The following is a 22,869-nucleotide window of genomic DNA, read 5'->3' as shown; positions in this document are numbered from 1 at the left end:
GAGCTCGCCGGCGACGCCCAGCGGATGGTGGTCTCGCGCACGGCGAGCGCGGCGGCGACGCTCGCCGCGTCGGCCGGCACGGATTCCGGGGCTCGTGACCGCCTTGCCGTCGACGTCGTGGGTGGGGCTGACGGCGGGCGTCTTCGTGATCGGAGTCGCGACTGCGGTGTTCGCGCTGGCGCGGCACGCCTTCATGACGTCGTTCGTCCCCGTCGGCTACCGGGCGCGCGCGCTGTCGGCGCTCGCGGGAGCGTTCCGCGCCGGCTGGCTCATCGGGCCGTTCGTCTCGGCGGGGGTCGTGCACCTGACCGGCACCGTCGAGTCCGTCTTCTGGATCCACATCGTCTGCTGCGTGCTGGCGGTCGCCGTGCTGCTCCTGGTGCCGGATCCAGCCACGATCCTCCGCCGGTCCGCGCCGCCGTCGAGGAGACGGCGCTGCCCGAGCCGCGCCGGGGCTCGCCCGGACCTCCGCGAGCACCGCGGAGCCTCGCCCGGATGGGCACCGGCGCCGCGCTCATCGGCGTGGCTCCGGGCGAGCCGCACCGTGGTCCTGCCGCTCTGGGCCGTGAGCATCGGGATGGGCGGGACGGACACCGCGATCGTCACCGGCATCGCCGGCGGACTCGACTTCGCCCTCTTCTACCTGGGCGGCCAGCTGATGGACCGCTTCGGCCGGGGCGCCACGGCGATCCCGTCGATGATCGGACTCGGCGCGGGCCACCCGGTGCTGGCCGTCACCCTGCTCGCGGTCGATCCCGTGCCGTGGTTCGTGGCGGTCGCGTGCCTGCTCGCGGTGGCGAACGGAGTCGGCTCGGGCATCCTCATGACGATCGGAGCGGATCTCGCGCCGCAGGACGATCCCGCGCCCTTCCTCGGCGCGTTCCGCTTCACGGGCGACGTCGGCAGCGTCGCTCCACTGGCCGTCGCCGGGATCGCTGCGGTGTCCCTGCCCTTCGCCGCCGGAGCCGTGGGAGTGCTGGGCCTGGTGGGCGCCGGCAAGGCCGCCCGGTGGATCCCGCGCTACCTCCCGCACGGACGGCCGAGCGGCTGAGGCTCCCTCCTACACTGGAGCGGCACCCGCGGGAGTGGTGGAATGGCAGACACGCAGGAGCTCAGGTTCCTGTGCCGCAAGGCGTGAGGGTTCGAGTCCCTCCTTCCGCACCTGTCGCAGACGGCCGCGACCGGGCCGCTGACCGCCCCCGGCACGGCTCGCACGGCGGCGGCCGCACGGTCGCGGAGCCCCGGGAGCGGGTCGCGGATCCACGGCCTGCGCGAGGTCGAGCGCTACGCTGAGCGCTGTCACGCCTTCGCCCCACCGCCCACCGGCCGAACGGCACCGCCGACGACTGAGACCTGTTGAACCACGCCGCCCTCATCCCCTGGCTCGATCCGGAGACGATCCTCACCTCGTTCGGACTCCTGGGCGTCGTCGTGGTCTGCCTGATCGTCTTCGCCGAGACCGGCCTGCTGATCGGCTTCCTCTTCCCGGGCGACACGCTCATCATCACCGGGCGCCCTCGCGCACGAGAACGTCCAACGGCGGACTGGGCGTCCCCATCTGGCTCATCTGCCTGGCGGTCGGGTTCTCGGCCTTCGTCGGCGGCGAGGTCGGCTACCCGATCGGGCACAAGGCGGGTCCGCGCATCTTCGAGCGCAAGGAGTCGGGGTTCTTCAGCGTCGAGAACGTGCGGCGCACCAACGCCTTCTTCGAGCGCTTCGGCGGCCTCGCCGTGATCCTGGCGCGCTTCGTCCCGATCGTGCGCACCTTCGCACCGATCGCCGCGGGCGTCGCCCACATGAACTACAAGAAGTACAGCCTCTACAACCTCATCGGCGCGCTGGTCTGGGGGCAGCGGAGTGACCCTCCTGGGCTGGCTGCTCGCCTCCTTCATCCCGCCGGTGGCCGACTTCGTGTCGCACTGCATCGACGTGATCCTGCTTCGAGCGGTCGCCCTCGCCATCATCCCGACGCCCTTCCACTTCTTCCAGCAGCAGCGCCGGGCGAAGCATGCGGCCGACCCCGAGACCGACGCGGCCGAGGCGAGCGCGCTCGTCCTCGACCCGTCCGTCGTCGACGACGAGCGCCGCGACACCGACCGCTGGCGGGCTCAGGGCAGGCGCGCCGCCAGCCCGGTCAGCTCGGCGCGCAGGGCCGTGAAGGCGCGGGCCCGGTGGCTCGCCGCGTTCTTCTCCTCGGGCGAGAGCTCGGCCGCGGTGCGGTCGGAGCCCTCCGGGACGAAGACCGGGTCGTAGCCGTGGCCGTTCGCGCCCCGGGTGCGGTCGCGATCGCCCGGGCCAGCGGCCCTCGACGATGATCTCCTGCCCGCCGGGCAGCACCGACTCGGGCACCACGAGCGCGATCGCGCAGACGAAGTGCGCACCGCGGTGCCCTCGTGCACGTCGGCGATCTGGGCCAGCAGCAGCTCGAGGTTCGCCACCGCGTCGTGCGGCTTCCCGGACCACCGGGCCGAGAAGATCCCGGGCGATCCGCCCAGGACGTCGACGCGGATCCCGGAGTCGTCCGCGAGCGAGACGAGGCCGGTGTGCGCCGTCGCGGCGCGCGCCTTGATCAGCGCGTTCTCGGCGAAGGTGACCCCGTCCTCGACCGGCTCGGGGCCGTCGTAGGAGCGCAGCACGCCGACACCCGGCAGCGCCTGGGCGAGCATGGCGCGGAACTCCTCGACCTTGCCCGCGTTGTGCGTGGCGAGGACGAGATCCAGGCTCACGCGCTTGCCCGCCTCCGCGGCGAGCGCCTCCGCCTGGATCCGGGCGAGGTCCGACGCGCCGGAGACGGCGAGGTCCAGCAGGGCGTCGAGCTCGCGGCGGTCGGAGCCCTCGGCGGTGCCCTGCACCTCGACGAAGAGGCCCCGGCCGGTGACGACCACGTTCATGTCGGTCTCGGCGCGGACGTCCTCGACGTAGGCGAGGTCGAGCATGGGCACGCCGTCGATGATGCCCACCGAGACGGCCGAGAGGCTGTCGATGAGGGGCACCGCCTTCTGCCCGATGTACTTGCCGCGCGCCCACTCGATCGCGTCGACCATGGCCACGTAGGCGCCGGTGATCGCCGCGGTGCGGGTGCCTCCGTCGGCCTGCAGCACGTCGCGGTCGATGGCCACGGTCTTCGCCACGCCTTCGATGGTCCACGACGAAGCGCGCCGCGTCGGTCAGCGCGAGATCCAGGTGCGTCGCCGATCTTGCCTTGACCGACTCGCGTCCGCGGGAAGCAGGATAGGCGCAGCATCCGCGCATCACCGGCCGTCACCCGCCCTTGCCTTGCCCTGGAGCCAGCGCGGGACGCCGTTGGTGAACGACGCGGTGCAGAGCACCTTCGTGTTCCCGAACGAGACGAGCGCGGACCCCTCGGCCTGCGTGCTCCAGCCGCGCTCGATGGTCACGGTGCGCAGCTCGGGCGCGCGGCCGTCCTTGCGGACGACGGTCTTCTCGAAGTCGGTCACTGGGTCTCCCTCGATGGGGCGCGGCCGCATCCAGCTCGCGCAGATTGATGGTGCCGGTCTCGACGAGGTCGACGCTGGAGACCCGCCGAGGAAGCGGCGGGCGAGGCGGACGAAGTCGCTCGAGCCCGTCTCCTCCCAGCGGTAGGTCGGCGGCGCGGCCTCCGTGCGCTGCAGCCCGTGGGCGACGAGCGTCCGGTACACGTCGAGCGGGTCTCCTCGGCGCTCGAGACGGCGGACGTCCGGGCCCATCACGTACGCGATCGCGCCGCGCAGCAGCGGATAGTGGGTGCAGCCGAGCACGAGGGTGTCGACGCCCGCGGCCTTCATCGGCGCCAGGTACTCCTCGGCGACGGCGAGGAGCTCGTCGCTCCAGGTCACTCCCGCCTCGACGAACTCGACGAAGCGCGGGCAGGCGGCGGTCACGAGCTCGAGGTCGGGAGCCGCGACGAAGGCGTCGTCGTACGCCCGCGAGCGGATCGTGCCGACGGTGCCGATCACCCGGACGCGGCGGTTGCGCGTGTCGCGCACGGCGCTGCGGACAGCGGGCTGGATCACCTCGACGACCGGGATGCCGCGGCCGATGGTGTAGCGCTCGCGCGCATCCCGCATCATCGCCGCCGAGGCCGTGTTGCAGGCGATGACGAGCAGCTTGGCGCCCTGGTCGACGAGCGTGTCGAGCGCGTCGAGCGCGTACGCGCGGACATCGGCGAGCGGCTTGGGCCCGTACGGCGAGTGCGCGGTACCCAAGTAGACGATGGACTCGTTCTGCAGCTGGTCGATGATCGAGCGGGCCACCGTGAGTCCACCGACGCCCGAGTCGAAGATTCCCAGGGGTGCGTCGGTCACGATCGACCAGCCTACCCGCGCCCCTCCCCGGGACGCGAGCCCCCCGGCTGCCGACCCGCGAGCCCTCCGCGAGCCCCGGGCCGTGCGTGGAAGACTGCGGGGATGGACGCGACCGCCTTCCTCACCGACCGGTACGAGCTCACGATGGTGGAGGGCGCCCTGGGCAGCGGCAACCGCCGATCGGCGCTGCATGTTCGAGGCGTGCTCCGCCCGGAGCCTGCCCTCCGGACGCCGGCTACGGCGTCCTCGCCGGGACCGGGCGCCTGCTCGAGCTCGTCTCGTGCTTCCGCTTCGGCGAGCCCGAGCTCGACTGGCTCCGCGAGAACCGCGTGGTCGACTCGCGCACCCTCGACTGGCTCGCCGACTACCGCTTCAGCGGCGACGTGTGGGGCTACCGCGAGGGCGAGGTCTACCCGCCTCGGCTCCCCCGGAGCTGATCGTCGAGGCGCCCTTCGCCGAGGGCGTGCTGCTCGAGACCCTCGTGCTGTCGGTGCTGAACCACGACAGCGCCGTCAGCGAGCGCCGCGGCCCGCATGGTCTCGGCCGCCGGCGACCGCCCGCTCGCCGAGATGGGCTCCCGCCGGGCCGGCGAGCGCTCTGGCCGTCGCCGCGGCACGGGCCGCCTACATCGCGGGATTCGGCTCCACCTCGAACCTCGAGGCGGGACGCAAGCTGGGGCGTGCCGACGATGGGCACGTCGGCGCACGCGTTCACGCTGCTTCACGACTCCGAGGAGGACGCCAGTGCCCTGCGCGCAGGTCGCCGCGCTCGGCCCCGGCACGACGCTCCTCGTGGACACCTACGACGTCACCGCCGCGGTCGACCTGGCCGTGCGCGCCGCCGGCACGGGCCTGGGCGCCGTGCGGGGATCGACTCCGGCGACCTCCCGCAGCAGGTCGCCGCCGTCCGGCGCAGTCAGCTCGACGCCCTCGGGGCGACAGGCACCAGTGATCACCGTGACCAACGACCTCGACGAGTACGGCATCGCGGCCCTCGCCGCCTTCCCCCGTCGACTTCGCTGGACGAGGGCACCTCGGTCGCCACCGGCTCTCGGCCACCCGACCGCCGGCATGGTCTACAAGCTTCGTGGCGCACGAGGACGACGCGGGCGAGCGGGTCGCCGTCAGCGAAGAAGTCGGCCTCGAAGGCGTCGATCGGCGGTCGCAAGGCGGCCGGGCGGCTGCTCGCGGCTCGACGGAGTGGCTCAGGAGGAGGTCGTGCACGTGGGCGCCGGCCCCGAGGGCGGCGTCGGAGAGGGCGAGCGCGCACTGCTCGTCCCGCTCGTGGACGGCGGCGAGATCCTCGGCGACGCCCTGGGCGCGTGCGCCGCGCACGGCCGCGGCGCGCGAGCACCGGGCGTCGGCCGTGGCGGAGTAGCCGCAGGACGCCCTGCGCCTGGGCCGGGGACCCGTCACCCCGACGCGCTACGCCCGACCTCCGAGGACGGCATGACACGCGAGAAGGGAGGGGCGGCCCGGTCGCCGGGCCGCCCCACTCACTTCATCCGGGCGTAGATCTCCTTGCAGGAGGGGCAAGACGGAACTTCTCCGGGTCGCGCCCCGGGAGCCACGTGCCGCAGAGCGCTTTGACGGGCTTGCCCGTCAGTGCGCGCTCTCGAGGATCTTGTCCTTCATGCATGCAGTGGAGAATCTGTCTGCGGATCCCCCGGTTCGATGGTCTCCTGGTTCAGAGCTCCTCGAGCTCGCGGTCGAGGGTGGCGGTTCCGCCGCCTCCCCCGAGAGGGTCGGTGCTGCTGTTCTCGGGGCGGGTCGTCATGCCCCCGATCCTACGCGCGGCCGACCGAGAGGTCAGCGGGAGCGGAGGCAGGTCAGCAGCGGCTCGTGAACGAGACGAGCTCGGCCGCACGCGCGATCGAAGAGCCACTCCTCCGAGCAGCACCCCGAGCGCGAAGACGACCACCGCGCCGCCGAAGCCCGTCAGTGATCGCGGCCTGCGCCGCCTCCGCCGCGACGAACAGCGCCCGGATCGCGAGCACGACGACGGTGGGAGCCGCCAGCAGCAGCCCGAGCCCGAAGGCCAGCGCCTCGCGGGCCGGCTCCACTGGGCCTGGAACCGCGGCGCCTGCGGCTGCACGAACGGGGCTGCCGCCGGGCCGGGGAGGCCGGGTGTACGCCAGCTTTTCTGCGCCGAGACCGCAACTGGCGACCCCGGCGGGCACCAGCAGGAGGCAGGTGCCAGCGGCGAGCAGGACGGGGTAGGGCCCCAATCGAGAACCCGAGGTGTGGCGCTCGAGGCGAGCGGAGCCCAGGAGCACGCGGATCGGCAGTCCGAGCAGGAGCGTCGGGAACGCCCGGCCGAGGCGGTCGGCCCGACTCACCACCGGCGGCGACGTGGAGCCAGGAACGCGGACCCGTCGTAGGCCGTAGCCGCTGTGGCAGGAACCAGCCCAGGAACAGCACCACGAGCGGCACCGGCGGCAGCGACAGGAGCGGGAACGGCACCTCGACCAGAGCCAGCAGGACGAGGACGACGACGGGGAGCAGCGGACGGCCACGAGCGACGCCTGGTACCGCGGATCGCGGATCCAGTAGGTGATGCTGCGGGCGGCCACCGCGCCGGTCGGGATCCGCCGAGCACGTCGAGCCAGCCGAGCCGGAGCCCGCGCGGCGGACGGCGCGTGCGCTCGGGCCGGTCGACGAGCAGGCGCACGAGCAGCCACCAGAGGACCGCGAGGGCGGCCAGCGTCACGAGCGCCACCAGCAGCGGCCCGACGGGATCGCCGGCCACGGCCGCCGGAGCGATCGCCCAGGCCGCGCCGAACGGCGTGACGCCGAGGGTCGCGGCGACGGAGCCGAGCGCGCGCGCCTGCTCCGCCCCAGTCGAGGCCGGTTACGGCGATCATCACCGCGGGCACGGTGAGCAGGAGCACGAGTCCGAGGATCGCGAGGAGCCTCCGGGCGGTGCGCGACGGGACGAGGGCGGAGGAGGCGGCGAGGCCGATCCTCGCGCACAGGAGCGCGGTGGCGACGCCGAGCAGCGGTCCGAGGACGGCGAGCACGCCGGCGTCGGCGAAGAGCGGGACGAGCGCGAGGGCGAGCACGAGAAGCGCGAGGACCGGCACCGAGAGCAGCCCCGCGAGAGCGAGCATCGCCGCGAGGCGCGCACCGGGGATCCCGAAGAGCCGGAAGGCGCGGGTCCATCGGATCCAGCGGCCCCAGGAGGAAGGGCAGCACCAGGAAGCCGGCGGTCACCAGGGCGCCTCTCCACGGTCGTCGGCCGCGAGCCCGGGGGCGCCGCGCAGCGCGCCGAGCGCGGCGAGCAGCCCGCCGTCGCGGCGACGGCGACCAGGACCCCGAGGACGACCCGCTGCGGAGCGGGCGGGACCGGAGCGGAAGGACCCGAGGAGGACGTCGAGCCTAGCCGGAGAAGTCGTGCAGCCACTGCAGCCCCTCGGCGATCTGCTTGCCGCCCGCCAACTCGAGGAAGCGCTCCTCGAGGGTGGCGGTGCCGGCGACGTCCTCGACCGCCCCGAGGCGAGGACCCTGCCGCCCACGATGACGGCCACGTCGTCGCAGAGCGCTCGATGAAGTCCAGGCCGTGGCCCGAGAGCACGACCGTGCCGCCCCCCGCGACGAAGCGGCGGAGCACGGTGATCACGGCCGCGGAGACGGGGTCGACCGACTCGAAGGGCTCGTCGAGCACGAGGACGCGCGGAGCGTGGATCATCGCGCCGGCGAGCGCCACCTTCTTCGCCATGCCGGCGGAGTAGTCCGAGATCAAGCGCTCGAGCGCGTCGGTGAGCCCGAGCGCCTCGGCGAGCTCCTGGGCCCGCTTCTTCGCGGTCGCCCTGTCGATCCGCGCAGCGCCGCGGCGTAGAAGAGGAACTGCGCGCCGGTCAGGCGGTCGAACAGGCGCAGGCGGTCCGGCAGGACGCCGATGAGCCTCTTGGCGGCGGCCGGGTCCTTCCAGACGTCGACGCCGTGGACGAGGACGCGACCGGTGTCCGGGCGGAGCAGGCCGGTCATCGCCGAGAGTGTCGTGGTCTTGCCCGCTCCGTTGGGGCCGATGATGCCGTAGAAGGTGCCCGCGCGGACCGCCAGGTCGAGCCGGTCGACGGCGACGGTGCGTCCGAACGTGCGGGTGACGGCGTGCAGCTCGTAGACGACGGGGCGCGGGTCGGCCGCCGCGTCGGGAGTCTCCCCGGTCGCAGCGGGCCCGGCCGGGACCGCGGGATCGACGGCGTCCTCCGGATCGGCGGGGAGCGGGGTGCGCTCGGACCCCTCGGCGTTCGTCGACGTCATCCGGCAACGGTACCAACTCCGCCCGCCCCGCCCCCTGGGCCCCGCGCCGGACCCCGCGACACGGCCGAGGTCAACCACCCTGGCCCTCGAGAGCGGGGACTGTACACTATCTCTCGACCCGAGGAGCAATCAGATCGATACGCAGCGGTTAATTCGAGGAGACGAGCAGACGATGACGAACAACGGAACGACCCGGGGCGGCTCGAGCAGGCACGCCCGCCACCGTCGTGATCCTCGCCGCCGGCATGGGCAGCCGACTCGGCCGCTCGCCTCCCGAAGCCCCTGACGCCCCTCAGCGACGGGCGCACGATCATGCAGCAGCAGTTCGACAACATCCACCACGCGTTCGGCACCTCCGTGCCCGTGAGCATCGTGGTCGGCTACAAGCTCGAGCACATCATCGAGGCGTTCCCGTCGGCGTCGTTCGTCTACAACGAGCAGTACGACCAGACCAACACCTCCAAGAGCCTGCTCCGCGCCCTCCAGGCCTCGGGCCAGGGCGGGGTCCTCTGGATGAACGGCGACGTCGTCTTCGACCCCCGCATCCTCGACCGCGCCGCGGCCCTCATCGCGAAGGACGCCTCCTTCGTCACCGTCAACACCGCCAAGGTGTCCGACGAGGAGGTCAAGTACACGACGACGCCGAGGGCTACATCCGGGAGCTGTCCAAAACCGTCCGCGGCGGACTCGGCGAGGCGGTGGGCATCAACTACGTATCCGCCGCCGACAAGCCGGCGCTCATCCGCCAGCTGGCCCGGGTCGACGCCCAGGACTACTTCGAGCGTGGCATAGAGTTGGCGATCGAGCAGGACCGACTGCTCGTCGAGCCGATGGACATCTCCGACCTCTACGCCGTCGAGGTGGACTTCGCCGAGGACCTCGAGCGCGCGAACCTCTTCGTCTCGACGCCCGACCCTCGTCCGGCTCGATCGGAGCCGGGTGAGGAAGTCGCGCGCAGTGAGCCGGATCGACGTCGTGCCCGGGGACGACCTCTCCCGCGATGCGGCCGTCGCCGAGCGCACCGCCGCCGAAGGCCTGGCGGTACCGCCACTCCCTCTGGCTGCTGACGCGGCGCGACCTGACGGTCCGCTACGCCACCAGCGCGCTCGGCTACTTCTGGTCGATCCTCGACCCGCTCGTGATGTCCGGGATCTACTACTTCGTCTTCACGGTGGTCTTCGACCGCTCCGTCGGCGAGGACCCGTACATCGTCTTCCTCCTCGCGGGCCTGCTGCCCTGGATGTGGTTCAACCAGGCGACCTCCGACGCCACGCGCGCCTTCCTCAGGAGGCGAAGCTCGTGCGCTCGACGTCGATCCCCGCACCATCTGGGTCGGGCGGATCGTGCTGTCCAAGGGCATCGAGTTCGTCGCCAGCATCCCGGTCCTCGTGCTGTTCGCGGTGCTCGCGGGCGCCGAGGTCACACCCGCCGTCCTGCTCTTCCCGGTCGCGATCGTGCTGCAGGGCGTGCTGACGCTCGGCGTCGGACTGCTCGTCGCGCCGCTGGTGGTCTTCTTCCGCGATCTGGAGCGGGTGATCAAGCTCGTGCTGCGCTTCCTCTTCTACGCGTCGCCGATCATCTACTCGACCGCGAACCTGCCGGAGGCGGTGCAGCCGTGGGCGGCGCTCAACCCGCTGAGCGGCATCTTCGCGCCTACCGCTCCACCTTCTTCGCGAGCGAGCTCGACCTGCCGCTGATCCTCACCTCGGCGCTGATCTCGGTGCTCCTGCTGGTCGTGGAGCCTGATCGTCTTCCGGCGCCCGAGCGCTCCGTGCTGAAGGAGCTGTGATGAGCGCGTCCCCCTCCGCCCCCGCCGAGCAGCCGATCGTCATCGCGTGCCGCGGTCTGGGCATCAGGTTCCACGCAACCGCCGCGGGCGCCGCTCCTTCAAGGACCTCCTCGCCGGGCGCTCGCGCCGCTCGCGTCCCGGAGAATTCTGGGCTCTGCGCGGGCTGGACGTCGAGGTGCGCCGGGGCGAGGCCATCGGAGTCGTCGGCCGCAACGGCCAGGGCAAGTCGACCCTCCTGAAGCTCGTCGCCGGAGTGGTGCTGCCGGACGAGGGCACGGTCGAGGTCCGCGGCGGGGTCGCCCTGATCGAGATCACCGGCGGATTCGTCGCCGACCTCAGCGTCCGCGAGAACGTCTACCTGACCGCGGGCCTGCACGGCATGTCCAAGCGCGAGGTCGACGAGCGCTTCGACGCGATCATCGCCTTCGCCGAAATCGGCGACTTCCTCGACACCCCGTACAAGCACCCGAGCGGCATGAAGGTGCGCATCGCCTTCTCCGTCGTATCGCGGCTGGAGGAGCCGATCATCCTCGTCGACGAGGTGCTGGCCGTCGGCGACAAGGCGTTCCGCGAGAAGTGCTACGCGCGCATCGAGGAGCTCCTGGCCGCCGGTCGGACGCTGTTCTTCGTCTCGCACAACGAGCGCGATCTGCGCCGCTTCTGCACCAGGGGGCTCTACCTGGACAAGGGCTCTGCTCGTGCTGGATGCACCGATCGATCAGGTGCTCGCGCGTTACGCTGAGGACTACGCGCCGAAACCGCCGACGCCCGCCGACTGACGGCGGTGCCGCGCGGGCGGCATCCGGACGACGCAGGAGTGCACTACATGGCGCCGAAGGACCGCGGCTCGAAGGCGCAGGCCGGACATCGAGCAGTCGGACCCCGGGCCCGTCGACACGGCCCAGCTCGCGAGGATCCTCGATCGGGTGCTCGCCGTGCAGCGGCCGGCCGTGCTGGCCAACATCCGCGCTCTGCGCCGACGTCGGCCGAACGCGTCCCCCGAGCAGCTCATCACCCCGCTCGAGCGGCAGTACCTCCCGAGCGTCGCCGCCGGCGGAGCGGCCATCGGGAGCGACCGCCGTCGTCCCCGGGCTCGGCACCGCGGCGTCCGTCGCCCTCGGGCGCCGGCGCCGTCGGGTTCCTCGGGCGACGCCCTCGGCGCAGTCGGTGACCGAGGTGCACGGCATCCGCCTCGAGGACCCGGAGCGCGCCCGCGCGCTCGTGCTGCGCTGATGATGGGCTCCTCCGGCAGCGAGCTCGTGCGCCAGGTCGCCGGGCAGGTCACCGGCGGCGCCGGACTCAACCAGTACTGGGGGTCCGTCGTCACCAAGGGCCTCCCCTCGTTCCTCGTCGGCGAGCTCGCCGATCGCGCGAAGCGCTCCTTCACGCGGCACTTCCTGGCCCAGCAGGGCGCCGGACTGGTGGGACGCGCGATGCCCTTCGGCGTCGGCGCGGCACTCGGCGGCGTCGGCAACGCGATGCTCGGCCGCAAGGTCGTGCAGAACGCCCGCGACGCCTTCGGTCCGGCACCGCAGGTGTTCGGCAACGCCCTCGTGATCGAGCCGACCCGCTCGGAGCGCAAGCGCGCCCTGACCGCGGGGGCCCTGGAGCCCCTCGAGCTGCACGTGCGCGACTACGGCGGAGCGGGCGAGCGCGTCGCCCTGCTCCTGCACGGCCTCGCCTCCGACTCCCGCACCTGGTACGCCCTCGTGCCGACGCCTGCAGGAGCACGGCTACCGGGTGATCGCCCCGGATCTCGCCGGTCACGGCGGCTCGCCGAAGTCCCTCGCCTACTCGCCCGAGCGCTGGGCCGCGGACGTGCGCGCCTGGTCCTGCAGACGCCCGACCTGATCCTCGGCCACGGACTGGGAGCGGTCGTCGCGGCCCGCCTCGCGGACGAGTACCGGCCGGAGCGGCTGATCATCCTGGACCCCGCGTTCTCGGACTCCCGAGGGCTCGTCGGCGCTCTGCGCGGCTCCCGCTCGCTGAGCCGGGTCGAGAAGGGTGACGCCGACGACCTGCGGCGGCGCCATCCGATCTGGACCGACGAGCAGATCGAGCTCGACGTCTCGGCGCACCGGATGGGACCCGGCGTCGGCGGGCGGACTCACCGCGCGCGGTGCGACGGACGCGCCGGACGCGTTCGTCGTGCCGACCCTCGCCGTGCTGCCGGAGGATCCGATCGGGCACCCGTCGCTCGCGGGTCTGCTCGCCGACCGCGGCGTCGAGGTGCGCAGCGTGCTCGGCGCGGGCGCGTCGATCCTGCGCGAGGACCGCCCGGCGCTGATCGCGGCGATCGAGGACCGGCTCTAGCCGCTCGCCTTCGCCGTCTTCGCGGCGGCCTTCGCGGCCTGCTTCGTCGCGCGGACCTTCGTCAGCGACTCCGGGGGAGACGATGTCGGCGACGGAGCGGAACGAGCCGTCCTCGCCGTAGGCGCCGGCGGCCTCGCGCCAACCCGCTCCTCGAAGCCGCGCTGCTTGCCCAGCAGGGCGAGGAAGATCCGCGCCTTCTGGTCGCCGAAGCCGGGGAGCGCCTTCAGGCGCGCGAGCACGGTCCTGCCGTCCGGCTCGTCGCGGGTCCAGATCGCGGAGGCGTCGCCGCCCCAGTCGTCGACGATCGCGCGGCACAGGGTCTGCACGCGGCCGGCCATGTTCGCGGGGTAGCGGTGCACGGCGGAGGAGTGCGGCAGAGCTCCGAGAACGCGTCCTCCTCGATTGCCGCGATCGACTCCGCGTCGAACGACGAGCCGATCGCCTCGAGGCGCTGCTCGATCTTCAGGGGGCCGGCGAACGCCGTCTCCATCGCGACCTGCTGATCCAGGAGCATGCCGATCAGCAGCGCGAGCGGGTCGCGCGTCAGGAGCGCATCGGCGTCCGGGTCGTCGGTGATGTGGAGCGCGTCGGAGGTCATCCCTCAGGGATACCACGCCGACCGGCGCCGCGCGCGAGGCGCCGCACGGTGCGGTCGATCGTCTCGAGCGAGGAGGAGAGCTCGAGGTCGCTCAGGTGCCCGTAGCCCAGCACCAGCGCCGGCTCGCCCGCGCGTCCCGACACCGCGTACGCGTCGAGCGTCGCCACCTCGAGCCCCTCGGCGGCCAGCGCGGCGGCGACGTCGGCCGCCCCGAGCGGGACCGGCAGGGTGAGCACCACGTGCAGGCCGCCGTCCAGGCCCTCGCCTCGCCCCAGTCGATCCGCGCGGAGAAGGCGCGCACGAGCTCCCGGCGGTGCGCGTAGCGCCGCCTCGAGCGGGCGAGGTGGCGGCGGAACGCCCCCGTCGCCATGAAGGCGGCGAGCGCCTCCTGCGTCGGACCCGAGACCGAGGCGTCGCGCTCCGAGTCCAGGCCCGCGAGCGCCGGACGCAGCCACGAGACGGCGGGCAGGGCGAGGAAGGCGACGCGGAGCCACGGCGACACGGTCTTCGAGAACGAGCCCACGTGCGCCACTCCCCGCTCGCATCCAGCGACGCGAGGGCGGGCAGGGGCGCGCCGACGTAGCGGAACTCGCTGTCGTAGTCGTCCTCGATGACGAGGAGCCCTTCGGTCGCTGCGAGGCGGACGAGCTCGAGCCGCGCCGCGAGCGCCAGACGCCCGCCGGTCGGGTACTGGTGCGACGGAGTGACGACCACCACGTCGGGCCGGGCGGACGCGAGCGCGACCAGGTCGATGCCGTCGGAGTCGAGGGGGATGCCGACGATCTCGTGCCCTTCCGCGTGCAGGCGCCTGCGGACGGCGGGGTAGCCCGGATCCTCGACCCCGACGCGCACCGGTCGGCCGAGGGCGGTGGCCGCGGCGCGGGCGAGCAGCGCGACGGCGTCGGCCGTGCCGCTCGTGACGACCACGTCGGCGGCGGCGATGTCGACTCCGCGGGAGCGCCGCAGCTGCAGGGCGATCTGCTCGCGCAGACCCGGGTCGCCGGTGGCGGCGGGGAGCGCGGAGGGCGGCGCGGCGAGCGCGGGACGCCAGGCCGCCCGCCACTCCGGGGTGTCGAGCCCCCGGGTGTCGGGTCGGCCCGGCCGGAGGTCGAGGACCTGCGCGGCGCGCTCCGGAGGGAGCGGGTCGGCGGCGGGACGCAGCGATCGCGGCGGCACGACGACGCCGTCGGCCGCCACGGTGACGGACGCCCGCGGCTCGGCCACGAGATAGCCCTCGCCCACGAGTTGATCGACGGCCGCCACGACCGAGCCGCGCGAGACGCCGAGGCGCTCGGCGAGCACGCGGCTCGACGGGATGGGGTCGCCCGCCCGGTAGCGGCCGTCGAGCACCGCGGCGCGCAGCGCCTCCGCGAGGTGCGCTCGGACCGATCCGCGCGGGGACGGAGCGAGCAGCAGCGGGATCTCGAGATCTCCCGGACGCCATGGACTCCCCCGATCTGGACCACTCGGATCGTGCCCCGCTGGCATTCTGACAGATCCAGCGGTCGGCCCAGGATCGGAGCATGAGCACCCTCCCCGTCACCGACCGCACCCGTGTCACCCGCCTCCGCGAGCGGCAGAGCACCGACCGCACGGAGCTGTATGCGCTGCTCGACGAGGCGCTGATCGCCCACGTGGCCGTGGTGCGCGACGGCGCGGCGATCGTGCTGCCGATCCTCTTCGCCCGCGACGGCGACTCCCTCCTGCTGCACGGGTCCAGCGGCGGCGGGCTGCTGCGCGCGGCGGCGCGCGGCGCGCAGCTGACGGTGTCCGCGACCCTGGTCGACGGACTGGTCGTAGCGCGCTCGACCTTCGACAGCTCGATGAACTACCGCTCCGCGATGATCCTCGGTGAGGCCGAGGCGCTGGAGGGGGACGAGAAGAACAGGGCGCTCGACGTGCTCGTGGACCGGCTCCTCCCCGGCCGCGCGGCGGAGGTGCGGCCGACGACGGCCGCGAGATCGCGGCGACCCTCGTGCTGCGGATGCCCCTGGTCGAGGCGAGCGTGAAGATCCGCGCGGCGGAGTCCTCCGACGACGCCGAGCACGAGGACGGCGTCTGGGCCGGAGTGGTGCCGCTGGCGACCCGCACCCTGGCGCTCCTGACCGGCCGCCGGCACCACGGCCGGGACGCCCGCGTCCGTCCGGAGCTTCATCGCGGCCCTCGACGCCGCGGCACCGCCGTACCGCTGAGGACCGACCGCTCTACTTCGCGTCCTGGCGGGGGAAGACGACCTTCTGCACGACGATGATGATCGACGCCGCGACCGGGATCGCGACGAGTGCGCCGAGCACTCCCGCGATCGTGCCGCCCGCGACCGCCGCGATCACGACGACCGCACCCGGCACCGAGACCGCGCGCGCCATGATGCGCGGGCTCAGCAGGTACGCCTCGACCTGCATGTAGACGAGGTAGTAGATCGCCGCGACGAGGGCGGTCAGCGGGGACGCGAGCAGGCAGGCGAGCGAGATGATCGCGGCGCCCGAGATGGTGCCGACGAGTGGGATCAGGGACCTCGAGGAACGCGACGCACGCCAGCAGCGCCGGCACCGGTCCCCCGATCGAGACCAGGAGGATGAAGGTCAGCACGCCGTTCACGCCGGCCAGCGTGACCTGGCCGACGACGTAGCGGCCGACGGCTCCGGTGATCTCCTCGCCGACCTCGCGCGCCTTCGCGCGGTGCGAGGCGGGGCGAAGCGGTACGCGACGGACTTCATCGAGCGCAGCGACGCCGAGGGAAGTACAGGGTCAGGATCGGCACGATGATCGCGCCGGTCACCCCGCTCGCGATGCCCGTGCCGACGGCCAGGAGCCCGCCGCCGAGCGAAAGCAGGTTCTGCGGATTCCCGATGAAGCCCTGCACCGTCGTGATCAGCTGATCGACCTCGATCACGCCGCGCAGCTGATCCTCGAGGTCGAGCACCCACTGCTGCGAGGCGATGTCGGTGACGATGCGCGGAGCGGCGGTGACGAACAGGGTGAGCTGCTCGACCAGGATCGGGATGATGTAGAGCAGCAAGCCGGCGAAGCCGAGCACCACGACCGCGAACACGATCGTGATCGCCAGGGCGCGCGGGATCCGCTTGCGCTCGAGCCAGGACACCAGGGGATCCAGGCCCAGTGCGAAGAACAGCGCCACGAAGACGTAGGTGAGCACCGTGCTCAACTCGACGACCAGGCCGCCGAGCACGAGGGCCACGAGCACGCCGAGCCCGCCGAACAGCCCGATGCGGAACGAGCGGATGGTGAAGACCGGGCGCTCCTGGTCGGCCGTCACGACGATGTCGGAGTCGACCGGCGGCGGTGTCGGCGCGGCCGCGCGCCGTCGGGCGCGGGCGAACATGCGTCTGGTCCTCATGGGACGAGCGTAGCGGCGCCCAGGAGGCGCTCCTCCGCGCCCGGAGGGACTTGACGCGGACCTCGCCGGCCCCCGCTCAGCCCTCCGGATCGTGGTCGTCGACGACCGGATCGTCGCGGTGGAGCGCCGCGTGGCGGTCCCACTCCTCGAGCAGGTGCTCGATCGCGGCGTGGAACCGCGCGGTCGCGGCTCCGGGGCGGGTGTCGCCGAAATAGTGGGCCACCCAGCGCTGCAGCCGCTCGACGGCCGCCGCGTCGTGCTCGACGCCTGCGAGGCGCGTGGTGATCGAGGACGCGTCGGCGGCGAGGAGCCACTCGGCGTCCCCGAGGTAGCCGGACTCGTCCACGTCCGCCTCCGGGCTCACGGGACGCGTCACCATCAGGGGCAGGCCTGTCGCGAGCCGGTCGTAGACCATGGCCGAGACGTCGAGGACCGCGACGTCGGCGGTGAGCTGCCAGCCGAGCTCGGCCGCGGTGTCGTGGACGTGGGCGGCGGTGCCGTCGGCGGCGTTCGCCGCGGCGATGAGGGCGATGATCTCGCGGTTCGCCGCTCCGTACGCGGGGTCGACCGCCCCGCTGCGGGGGTGGGGGCGGTAGACGAGGCGGTAGCGGGGGTCGGCGAGCAGGGCGCGCACGAGCGCCACTCCGTGGCTCGCGACGGAGCCGTAGCCGGCGGCCGCCCGATCGCCCTCCCAGGTGGGCGCGTAGAGCACCACGCGGCGCTCATCCGGCGTGAAGGGCGTGCGACCGGCAAGGTGGTCGGCCTGGGGGCGTCCGATCGGGATCGCCCGCTTCTCGAAGTCGAAGTCCCAGAGCACGCGGTGCAGCCGGGCGAGGGCGGCGTCGCCGGCGATGAAGCTGTAGTCGTAGGCCTTGAACTGGTTCGTCGTCATGTACATCTTGTCGCTCTCGCCGTGGTTGACGAAGACGTGCCAGCGGCGCCCGTAGCGCATCATCTGGAAGTTGCGGGAGTTCTGGTTGACGTACAGCACGATGCGCAGCGGCTGCCGCGCGATCGTCTCCTCGAGGTCCACGACCGAGCGGACGTAGGCCACCGGGACGGGCTCTCGCGGAGCAGGACCGCTGCGGCGCTCGCGTTGCGCGTCAGCAGCACCACGGGCCGCGTCGTCGCGAGCTCGACCAGAGGGCGGTACCACTGGCGCACCTGGTAGAGGTTGATGTCGCCGTCGGCGAAGTACACGCCGATCTCGAAGCGCCCCTCGGGCAGCGGGGCTCGCGCGGCGAGGAGCCGGGCGACGGTGTGCCGGGCGCGGCGGGCGGCGAGGAGGTCGGCTCCGACCTTCCGCGCCAGCCGCGCGTCCCTGACGAGTCGGAGGAGGAGATCGCGGGACGTCATCGCTCCAGGCTACAAGCCGCCCCTCCGTCCAGGGGGCGCCGCGAGGGGCGTCAGGAGAGGGGGTCACCCGGAGCCAGACGAACTGCAGCGGTGCGAGACGGAAGCCCTCGCGGAGGTCCACGGTGACCTCGGTCACGAGATCCAGGGCCCACGGATCCACGCCGCCGAACCGCTCCGGGGCGATCTCCTGCACCTCGTCCGAGACGTTCGCCAGCACCAGCAGCGCCTCGCCGTCGCCCGGCCGCTGGTAGCCGAGCACGTGGTTGTTCTGCGCGTCGAAGACGGTGAGCGCGGTGCCCGCGAACAGCGGGACCGACTTGCGGATGGCGATCAGGTGCAGCAGGCCGCCGAAGACCTCGCCGGCGACGGTGCCCGGCGTCTCGCGCTCGGCGTAGCGCTCCGCCGGGCGGCGGGGCCGGTTGACCCATCGGGAGTCCCCCGCGGTGGCGGGGTCGTCGCGGTAGGAGTAGTCGTTCAGCTGGCCGACCTCGTCGCCGAGGTAGAGCAGCGGGAGCCTCCTGTGCTGAGCGCGATCGAGTGCGCGAGCAGGACCCGCTCGATCCCGTAGGGGTCGCCCGCCTCGATGCCGGCGAGGGACGCGGTGGTGCCCGACACGCGGCGGTCCCCGGTGCGCGGGTTCTCCTGGAACGGGACGCCGCGGGCGAACGTGCCCTCGAAGCGATCGGTGTAGAAGTCGTTGAGGAAGCGGCGGTGGCCCGCGGCGTCGATCCCGAGCTCGGCCGCGTCCTCGTCGGCGAAGGTCCAGCCGATGTCGTCGTGACCGCGGACGTAGTTCACCCAGGCGGTGCCGTCGGGCAGGGCGTGGCGGCGCTCGAGCGCCTGGGAAAGCAGACGGACGTCGCGGGTCGCGAGCGCCTCCACGTCAGTGCCATCTGCAGCGGGTTGTACGAGAGCTGGCACTCCTGGACGTCGATGTACTCGACGACCTCGTCCGGGTGCACGATCGCCTCCGACTTGAACAGCAGCGACGGAGCGGCGAGACGGCAGACCTCGTTGAAGGCGCGCAGCAGCAGGTGCGCCTCGGGCCGCGACTCCGAGGTCGTGCCGAGCTCCTTCCAGATGAACGCGACCGCGTCCATCCGCAGGGCGTCGATCCCCTGGTTGGCGAGGAAGAGCATCTCGCCGGCCATCGCGCGGAAGACCTCGGGATTGGAGTAGTTGAGGTCCCACTGGTAGCGGTGGAAGGTCGCCCAGACCCAGCGGCCGTCCTCGAGCGGCACGAAGGAGCCCGGGTGGTCCTCGGGGAAGATCTCGCGGGTCGTCCGCTCGAAGGCGTCGGGCTGCTCGCGGTCGGGGAAGATCCAGTAGTAGTCCTCGAACCGCTCCTCACCGGCGAGCGCGCGGCGCGCCCACTCGTGCTCGTTCGAGGTGTGGTTGAAGACGAAGTCGACGACGAGCGCGATCCCCTGGGCGCGGAGCTCGGCGGCGAGCAGGCGCAGCTGGTCCATGTCGCCCAGGTCGGGCCGGACGCGGCGGTAGGCTCGAGACGGCGTAGCCGCCGTCGGACTCCCCCTCCGGGGCGTCGAAGATCGGCATCAGGTGCAGGTAGTCGAGCCCGATCTCGCGGAAGTACGGGATCTCGGCGCGCAGCCCCTCGAGGTCGCCGGCGTAGCGGTCGACGTAGCAGACGCCGCCGAGGGCCCTGTTCGAGAGGAACCAGTCCGGGTGCTGCTCCACGCGACCGGTCGAGCGCCCGCAGCTCCTCGGGTCGCTGCGCCCAACGACGACGCTGCGAGCGCGACGACGCCGAGGATCTGCTCGGCGAGGTCCTCGCGGTGGCCGTAGACCCCGGCGAGGAGTTCCACCAATCGGGGCAGGTGCTCGTCCAGGCGGGCCTGGAACTCGTCGTCGTCCCCGACGACGGCCCCCTCATCGAGGTGCGTGCGCACCGTGGCGAGCAGCTGCGTCGAATCGAACACCGTCGTCCTTCCGGGGGCAGCCGCCCCGGCGGAGCGGCTGCCCCGATGCTAGACGATGGGCGGACGCCCGGCGAAACCCATGCGGAGCACGGTCCGCCAGGACATCGCGCGGCGCGGGCCCGGGTCCGCGAGCCAGCCCTCGCGCCATCCCGCGAACCAGGCCCGGAGCGCCGGGAGGTCGCGCGCCCAGCGCAGGCACTGGATCGCGGTCCAGGAGCCCACGTAGGCGAGCGCGAGCGGAGCCGGCAGATTGCGCCGCGCGAGCCAGACGCGGTTGCGCGCGTTCAGCCGGTAGTAGTCGGCGTGCCGGGTCTGCTGGATCACCGGGTGCTGCGCGACGAGCTCGCCCGCGTACCATGTGGTGCGCCCCGTGTCCCAGACCCGCCAGGCCAGCTCGATGCCCTCGTGGGCGTAGAAGAACGGATCCGCCCAGCCGCCCGCCTGCTCGAACACGTCGCGGCGCAGCACGACCGCGCCCTCCCAGACCGAGAAGACGGGGCCGGAGCGGCGGGGGTCGCCCTTGAGGATCCGCGGGATCCAGCGGCGCGGCGCGGGGGTGCCGTCGGTGCTGTCGACCCGCGGCTGCACGAGTCCGATGCGCCGGGGCGAGTCGAGCAGGGCGATCGCGTCCCGGAGGAAGGTGGGCGACGGAACGCGCACGTCGTCGTCGAGGAAGAAGAGGTGCTCGCCCCGAGTCGCGGGAACACCGGCGTTGCGTCCCGCGGGGATCCCGAGGTTCTCGGGCAGTGCGAGCGGGCGGACGCCCTCCGGCATGCCGCGCGCTCCCAGCCGTTGCCGACGCAGACCACGTCGAGCTCGACGCCCTGCTGCGCGAGCACGCTCGCGAGCCCGGCGGCCAGGTCGTCGGGGGCGCGTTCCCTGCGTCAGGACGACGACGCCGACTCAGGGCAGCGGCGCCGTCCGATCAGGAGCGGACACGCTTGGACGCCATGATCGCGACGAAGTGGCCGACGAGGGCGAGCACGGCCAGCGGCAGGAGCGCCGCGACCAGCACGCGGTCGGCGGTGCCCGCTCCGACCACGAGGCCGACGAGGGAGGCGGCGAACGCCAGCATGGTCAGCTCGACCGAGTGGTAGAGGCGGTGGAGGGCACGAACCGGGCCGCCCGGCGGAGTCTCGCGAGTCCGGAGAGACGGCACCGCCTCCCCCTTCGTGTCGGCGAGCTTGGTCAGTCCCGCGTTCGCGCGGGCGACGCGCACCATGTCGTTGAGCGCCTTGTTGAGGACGATCACGAGCGCCGGGCGAGGCCGATCGTCGTCCAGGGAAGTCGCCCGGCGTCTCCGAACGGGAACCAGCGGCGCGGAGCCCGAGCGCGATCGGGATGAGCGACTCCGTGTGTAGTGGCCGACCTTGTCGAGGAAGACCCCGCAGGGACGACGTGCGGCGCCAGCGGGCGACCTCGCCGTCGCAGCAGTCGACGAGCACCTGCAGCTGCCCGAGCAGGGCGCGACGCCGCGCCCGCGACGCCCGGGATCAGCAGCGCGGCGGCCGCGCTCCAGCCCACCAGGATCATGCAGCCCGGTGACGCCGTTCGCCGAGATCGAGGTGCGCAGCAGCACCCAGGTCAGGTACGGCGAGAAGCGCCGCAGGTAGAGCGACGCCGTCCAGTGCTCGGCGCTAGCGGCGCCCGCGCACCTCGGGGGCTGCGCGACCGCCTTCAGCTCGGCGATGGATCGGGGTCTCGTGGTCGCGGTCATGCGCCCTCGCAGTGTCGGTGCCGTCGTCGCCGGCCGTCGGGACCCCGCCGGTGCGCGGCTGGTTGCGCGCGGCCGAGATGTTGCTGGTCAGACCTGCGAACCCGAGCACGAATCCGGTGCCCCACGCCACGTGGATCGACGGGATCACGACGGCGAACCACAGCATCGCGGGGGACCGTCGACCCGGGCGACGGCGACCGTGGCGGCGGCGACCAGCACGAGGTAGCCGAGCGGCACGACCAGGCCGAGCAGGAGCCAGGGCGCGGCGCCGACCAGCGCCTGGACGACTCCGGCGGCCCCCGCCAGCAGTCCCAGGGCGAGCAGGGCGACGAGCACGGGCGGCGCGAAGTAGCGCAGCGACCGCGAGGCGGGGAACAGCCGGGTCAGCTCCCGCGCCACATCCCCGTCGAGAGGAACTGGCGCAGCAGCGCCCGCATCGACGGGCGGGTCGGTAGGTCACGGTGAGGCGCGGCGTGAACCAGACGGTGCCGCCCAGCTCCCGCAGGCGCCGGTTCAGCTCCCAGTCCTGGCCGCGCTTGAACCGCTCGTCGAAGAGCCCCGCGCGCTCGAGTGCCGCGCGCCGGAAGACGCCGAGGTACACCGTCTCGGCCGGTCCCTCCTGCCCGCCGACGTGGTGCGGGGTGCCGCCGAGGCCGATGCGGGAGCCGTAGGCCCGCGCGACGGCGCGCTGGAACGGGGTGAGCCCCTCGGCCGCCATCACGCCTCCGACGTTGTCGGCGCCCGAGCGCTGCAGGGTCTCGACCGGCGATGCGCGCGTAGTCGCGCGGCAGAACGGAGTGGGCGTCGACCCGGACGACGACGGGATGCGTCGACGCGCGGATCGCCGCGTTCAGGCCCGCGGGAGTGGAGCCGACGCTGTTCGCGACCACGCGGATCCGCGGGTCGGCGGCGCTCAGCTGCTCGACGAGCGCCTCGGTCCCGTCGATGCTCGGCGCCGACCGCGAGGACCACGTCGAACGGCCCCGGGTAGTCCTGCGCGAGCAGCGAGTCGACGGCGGCGCGCACGTGGGTGACCTCGTTCAGGACGGGCATCACGTACGAGACGCCGGGGAGCTCCGAGAGGTCGTCCGTCGACGCCTTGTCCGTCGGGTTCTCGGGCTGCATGTGTCCAGTTCGTGCGGGGAGGAGCCGGTCGTCCACGAGGATCCGGGCGGAAGTCCGCACCACCTAGCAGCCCTCGAGGACGGATCCTCGGGGGCTGCTCGGGAGTG

At 73.0% G+C, this 22,869-nt stretch carries 13 protein-coding genes, 1 tRNA gene and 12 pseudogenes; 11 read left to right on the top strand and 15 right to left on the bottom strand.

The genetic code is table 11. The features are described 5' to 3' along the window. The first annotated feature begins 121 nt into the window (after nt 1-121). The 3 genes and pseudogenes from AC0CII_RS24190 to AC0CII_RS24180 form a co-directional block, all read left to right on the top strand. A complete protein-coding gene (locus tag AC0CII_RS24190; RefSeq protein ID WP_465230822.1) occupies nt 122-1,051 on the top strand; it encodes an MFS transporter in 930 nt (309 codons plus the stop codon). A 28-nt stretch (nt 1,052-1,079) separates the two neighbouring features. Continuing rightward, nucleotides 1,080-1,161, top strand: a tRNA-Leu gene (locus tag AC0CII_RS24185). A 195-nt stretch (nt 1,162-1,356) separates the two neighbouring features. After that, nucleotides 1,357-2,088 (top strand): annotated as a pseudogene (locus tag AC0CII_RS24180) (DedA family protein); the annotation flags it as partial. A gap of 20 nt (nt 2,089-2,108) precedes the next feature. On the opposite strand, the pseudogene AC0CII_RS24175 reads toward AC0CII_RS24180, so the two are convergent. The 3 pseudogenes from AC0CII_RS24175 to AC0CII_RS24165 all read right to left on the bottom strand — a co-directional run. Continuing rightward, nucleotides 2,109-2,702 (bottom strand): annotated as a pseudogene (locus tag AC0CII_RS24175) (non-canonical purine NTP pyrophosphatase); the annotation flags it as partial. Between the two features lie 36 nt (nt 2,703-2,738). Beyond that, nucleotides 2,739-3,488 (bottom strand): annotated as a pseudogene (rph, locus tag AC0CII_RS24170) (ribonuclease PH); the annotation flags it as partial. Between the two features lie 249 nt (nt 3,489-3,737). Beyond that, a pseudogene (locus tag AC0CII_RS24165) lies at nt 3,738-4,253 on the bottom strand (aspartate/glutamate racemase family protein); the annotation flags it as partial. 153 nt (nt 4,254-4,406) lie between these two features. Between AC0CII_RS24165 and AC0CII_RS24160 the strand changes: the two are divergent. Beyond that, nucleotides 4,407-5,608: pseudogene (locus AC0CII_RS24160) on the top strand (nicotinate phosphoribosyltransferase); the annotation flags it as partial. A 191-nt stretch (nt 5,609-5,799) separates the two neighbouring features. Here the strand turns inward: AC0CII_RS24160 and AC0CII_RS24155 are convergent. From AC0CII_RS24155 to AC0CII_RS24140, 4 genes and pseudogenes are all read right to left on the bottom strand, one after another. Further along, nucleotides 5,800-6,080: pseudogene (locus AC0CII_RS24155) on the bottom strand (DUF3039 domain-containing protein). A gap of 52 nt (nt 6,081-6,132) precedes the next feature. After that, nucleotides 6,133-7,413 carry a hypothetical protein gene (locus AC0CII_RS24150; protein WP_465230821.1) on the bottom strand — a complete coding sequence of 427 codons (1,281 nt, stop codon included), beginning with the start codon at nt 7,411-7,413 and terminating at the stop codon, nt 6,133-6,135. A gap of 99 nt (nt 7,414-7,512) precedes the next feature. Then, on the bottom strand, nt 7,513-7,830 hold the full coding sequence (locus AC0CII_RS24145; RefSeq protein ID WP_465230820.1) for a hypothetical protein: 318 nt from the start codon (nt 7,828-7,830) through the stop codon (nt 7,513-7,515). A 211-nt stretch (nt 7,831-8,041) separates the two neighbouring features. Beyond that, nucleotides 8,042-8,566: an ATP-binding cassette domain-containing protein gene (locus AC0CII_RS24140; protein ID WP_465230819.1), complete on the bottom strand. Its 525-nt coding sequence runs from the start codon at nt 8,564-8,566 to the stop codon at nt 8,042-8,044. Nucleotides 8,567-8,811: 245 nt separating this feature from the next. Here AC0CII_RS24140 and AC0CII_RS24135 point away from each other — a divergent pair. From AC0CII_RS24135 to AC0CII_RS24115, 5 genes and pseudogenes are all read left to right on the top strand, one after another. Continuing rightward, nucleotides 8,812-9,468: pseudogene (locus AC0CII_RS24135) on the top strand (phosphocholine cytidylyltransferase family protein); the annotation flags it as partial. A gap of 441 nt (nt 9,469-9,909) precedes the next feature. Further along, on the top strand, nt 9,910-10,263 hold the full coding sequence (locus AC0CII_RS24130) for an ABC transporter permease (protein WP_465230818.1): 354 nt from the start codon (nt 9,910-9,912) through the stop codon (nt 10,261-10,263). Between the two features lie 91 nt (nt 10,264-10,354). Next, nucleotides 10,355-11,134 (top strand): annotated as a pseudogene (locus AC0CII_RS24125) (ABC transporter ATP-binding protein). Between the two features lie 38 nt (nt 11,135-11,172). Beyond that, the gene (locus AC0CII_RS24120; RefSeq protein ID WP_465230817.1) at nt 11,173-11,526 is read left to right on the top strand and encodes a hypothetical protein; all 354 of its coding nucleotides are present in this window, start codon (nt 11,173-11,175) and stop codon (nt 11,524-11,526) included. Nucleotides 11,527-12,359: 833 nt separating this feature from the next. Continuing rightward, on the top strand, nt 12,360-12,668 hold the full coding sequence (locus AC0CII_RS24115; protein ID WP_465230816.1) for a hypothetical protein: 309 nt from the start codon (nt 12,360-12,362) through the stop codon (nt 12,666-12,668). On the opposite strand, the pseudogene AC0CII_RS24110 reads toward AC0CII_RS24115, so the two are convergent. Both AC0CII_RS24110 and AC0CII_RS24105 read right to left on the bottom strand, forming a co-directional pair. Beyond that, nucleotides 12,665-13,266: pseudogene (locus AC0CII_RS24110) on the bottom strand (HhH-GPD-type base excision DNA repair protein). The gene AC0CII_RS24115 and the pseudogene AC0CII_RS24110 overlap by 4 nt on opposite strands. Nucleotides 13,267-13,269: 3 nt before the next feature. Then, nucleotides 13,270-14,754 (bottom strand): aminotransferase-like domain-containing protein, encoded by a 1,485-nt coding sequence (locus AC0CII_RS24105; RefSeq protein ID WP_465230815.1) that lies wholly within the window; start codon nt 14,752-14,754, stop codon nt 13,270-13,272. 35 nt (nt 14,755-14,789) lie between these two features. On the opposite strand from AC0CII_RS24105, the gene AC0CII_RS24100 reads away from it, so the two are divergent. Then, the gene (locus AC0CII_RS24100; protein ID WP_465230814.1) at nt 14,790-15,275 is read left to right on the top strand and encodes a pyridoxamine 5'-phosphate oxidase family protein; all 486 of its coding nucleotides are present in this window, start codon (nt 14,790-14,792) and stop codon (nt 15,273-15,275) included. Next, the gene (locus AC0CII_RS24095) at nt 15,272-15,517 is read left to right on the top strand and encodes a hypothetical protein (protein ID WP_465230813.1); all 246 of its coding nucleotides are present in this window, start codon (nt 15,272-15,274) and stop codon (nt 15,515-15,517) included. Before AC0CII_RS24100 ends, AC0CII_RS24095 begins: the two co-directional genes overlap by 4 nt. Here the strand turns inward: AC0CII_RS24095 and AC0CII_RS24090 are convergent. The 6 genes and pseudogenes from AC0CII_RS24090 to AC0CII_RS24065 all read right to left on the bottom strand — a co-directional run. Continuing rightward, entirely contained in the window at nt 15,471-15,722 is a 252-nt protein-coding gene (locus AC0CII_RS24090; RefSeq protein ID WP_465231082.1) for an AI-2E family transporter, read from the bottom strand. The genes AC0CII_RS24095 and AC0CII_RS24090 overlap by 47 nt on opposite strands. Before the next feature lie 257 nt (nt 15,723-15,979). Further along, complete coding sequence (locus tag AC0CII_RS24085) at nt 15,980-16,609, bottom strand: AI-2E family transporter (RefSeq protein ID WP_465230812.1); 630 nt, start codon at nt 16,607-16,609, stop codon at nt 15,980-15,982. 1,429 nt (nt 16,610-18,038) lie between these two features. Then, a pseudogene (locus AC0CII_RS24080) lies at nt 18,039-19,902 on the bottom strand (alpha-amylase family protein); the annotation flags it as partial. A 66-nt stretch (nt 19,903-19,968) separates the two neighbouring features. Then, nucleotides 19,969-20,808, bottom strand: a pseudogene (locus AC0CII_RS24075) (glycosyltransferase family 2 protein). A gap of 37 nt (nt 20,809-20,845) precedes the next feature. After that, the gene (locus AC0CII_RS24070; RefSeq protein WP_465230811.1) at nt 20,846-21,637 is read right to left on the bottom strand and encodes a CDP-alcohol phosphatidyltransferase family protein; all 792 of its coding nucleotides are present in this window, start codon (nt 21,635-21,637) and stop codon (nt 20,846-20,848) included. A 70-nt stretch (nt 21,638-21,707) separates the two neighbouring features. Further along, nucleotides 21,708-22,762: pseudogene (locus AC0CII_RS24065) on the bottom strand (glycosyltransferase family 2 protein); the annotation flags it as partial. Between the last annotated feature and the right edge of the window lie 107 nt (nt 22,763-22,869).

This window comes from Rathayibacter sp. AC182, assembly GCF_979253875.1.
Note: the sequence above shows the minus strand (reverse complement) of the source record. Positions and strands in the feature narration are given on the sequence as shown.

Excerpts from the sequence above, each read along its gene's own strand:
- AC0CII_RS24150 (WP_465230821.1), bottom strand. The coding sequence starts at position 7,413 with ATGCTCGCTCTCGCGGGGCTGCTCTCGGTGCCGGTCCTCGCGCTTCTC.
- AC0CII_RS24140 (WP_465230819.1), bottom strand. The coding sequence starts at position 8,566 with ATGACGTCGACGAACGCCGAGGGGTCCGAGCGCACCCCGCTCCCCGCC.
- AC0CII_RS24105 (WP_465230815.1), bottom strand. The coding sequence starts at position 14,754 with ATGCCAGCGGGGCACGATCCGAGTGGTCCAGATCGGGGGAGTCCATGG.
- AC0CII_RS24100 (WP_465230814.1), top strand. The coding sequence starts at position 14,790 with ATGAGCACCCTCCCCGTCACCGACCGCACCCGTGTCACCCGCCTCCGC.
- AC0CII_RS24085 (WP_465230812.1), bottom strand. The coding sequence starts at position 16,609 with ATGTTCGCCCGCGCCCGACGGCGCGCGGCCGCGCCGACACCGCCGCCG.
- AC0CII_RS24070 (WP_465230811.1), bottom strand. The coding sequence starts at position 21,637 with ATGACCGCGACCACGAGACCCCGATCCATCGCCGAGCTGAAGGCGGTC.